Raw genomic sequence first — 1,731 nt, 5'->3', positions numbered from 1 at the left:
GACCGCTCAATGGTCACGGCTGCCGGGCTGTGGAACTTCTATCTGGAGGCGGCTTAGGGGCAAGATACAAAATCACCAGCCCTCAACAACAACTGAATCAATTCCTCACTGTTTCACAACAACTCTATTCAAAACCGTGCGACATCATTACGGTGTCGCACGGTTTTGTTGTTTGGATCCAGCTCGATGCTCTGGAGAAGATGAGGTTGAGGGTATTAATTAGGGCTTGCTGAAAAAGCCCCCAAAGCTAAGCGGATAGAATGATTCGGCGTGGTTAAGAGTTGCTAAAGTGCAAGGAAAATTGTGCACTGCCGCTGAAATCCTTGGACGCAGAGACCGACATACCACTAATCGAGCCCAAGTCAACTGAGCTTTGAGAACTTTTACTTGTCGTTTGGGGGCAAACTATCGGGGAAGAATTGCTGGGTGACGCTGGCGGCAATGATTCCATGGGAAGCGTTTGAATCGAGTTATGCAGAAAAATCCAGCGTAATATGGGCGTTTGGGTAAGCTGCTTGCGCTGGTCAAGCACCGTTTCATTGGCGTCTACCAACGCCTGCCGGAGTTGCCGTTGGGCCAGCGTATAGACCATCACCGCCAAGCCCATGACCATGACCAACGCCGCAATCCGCTGCGGCGTCTTGAGAAAGACACTGGAGGTAAAGAACAAGGGGTCTTTGAGCAAGCCAAAGCTTCGTTCTGGGGCATACTGTCCCTTGTAATCACTCAAGACTTGCTCAGCCGTCAGGGTCGAGTCGCAGATGTCATTGGTGGCCAGGATAAAGCGACCGGCCTTGCGTTTCGCTTTTGTAATGGCCGCGTCATCGGCCACCACCTGAGCCATCAGGCGATAGGTGATACGACTCGGTGTCTCGCCCGCCTTAGGTTGTCCAGGTCGTTGATAGTGGGGACGCTCCACGACCTGCACCTCAGGGAGGGTATGGTAACGCCACCGGGCGGCTAGCGCTTGGGCTTAGTTACGGGCATCCTCAGCATAGTTAAAGTCGATTTTCCCTTGCCGCCGGAGTTGGATTTCGGCCTGCTGTCGATGTTTCTCCACTTGTCGCTCAATCTGCCGCCGGTCACTGTCGACTCGGGCTTGGTTTTCAACCACGACCCAGAGTTGCTTCACCCCGCCATAGGTGCTGCACACACAGGCCAGACGATAGCCGTCTCGCTCACTGGCCTCAAAGGTCTCAGTGGGTAAGTCACTGACGAGGGTTTGCGCCTCGGCCAGGGTCAAGGGCACTCGGGTAATCCAACGCAGGTCGCCCATCTGGGCTAAATTGGCGTCGCTATACAGCGCACTATCGGCGACGAGAATCCCCTCTAGGTTCCACTGCTGAGCGAAGGCCGTCACCCGCTCGCCAAAGACAGCTTTGTCCGATTGGTTCCCGCTTGACACCGTCAGGGCTAAGAACCTATCCGGAAAGTAGGTGGCTGTTAAATTATATTTTTATGCTGGCGCATCTTTTGCAGGGTTGCCAAGCGGTGAGATTGCACCCTCAACGGTCGGGATGTCCCTAACCCATTGCGGGTGAGGGACTGGCGTTAATAGGATGTAGCCTCAAGATTAGGTAATGGCGTCTTCACCCTCGACAAACTATCAAATGTCAAGTACATAGAGGTGACGCGACAGCTAGATTGGCGGATTGCAGGGTCTGAGAGAAGGTCAGCACCCCCGTTCATGAGCGCTGTAGCAGTGGTCGCCTTTCGAAGAACGACTGCACG

At 54.0% G+C, this 1,731-nt stretch carries 1 protein-coding gene and 1 pseudogene; one reads left to right on the top strand and one right to left on the bottom strand.

Annotated elements, in window-relative coordinates; translation table 11 throughout:
- Window positions 1-233: hypothetical protein (locus IQ273_RS34275; protein ID WP_228054374.1), on the top strand; the 233-nt coding region annotated here is incomplete at its 5' end.
- 302 nt (window positions 234-535) lie between these two features.
- On the opposite strand, the pseudogene IQ273_RS34270 reads toward IQ273_RS34275, so the two are convergent.
- Window positions 536-1,360 (bottom strand): annotated as a pseudogene (locus IQ273_RS34270) (IS1634 family transposase); the annotation flags it as partial.
- Window positions 1,361-1,731 lie beyond the last annotated feature (371 nt).

This window comes from Nodosilinea sp. LEGE 07298 (assembly GCF_015207265.1).
Lineage (GTDB): Bacteria > Cyanobacteriota > Cyanobacteriia > Phormidesmidales > Phormidesmidaceae > Nodosilinea.
Note: the sequence above shows the minus strand (reverse complement) of the source record. Positions and strands in the feature narration are given on the sequence as shown.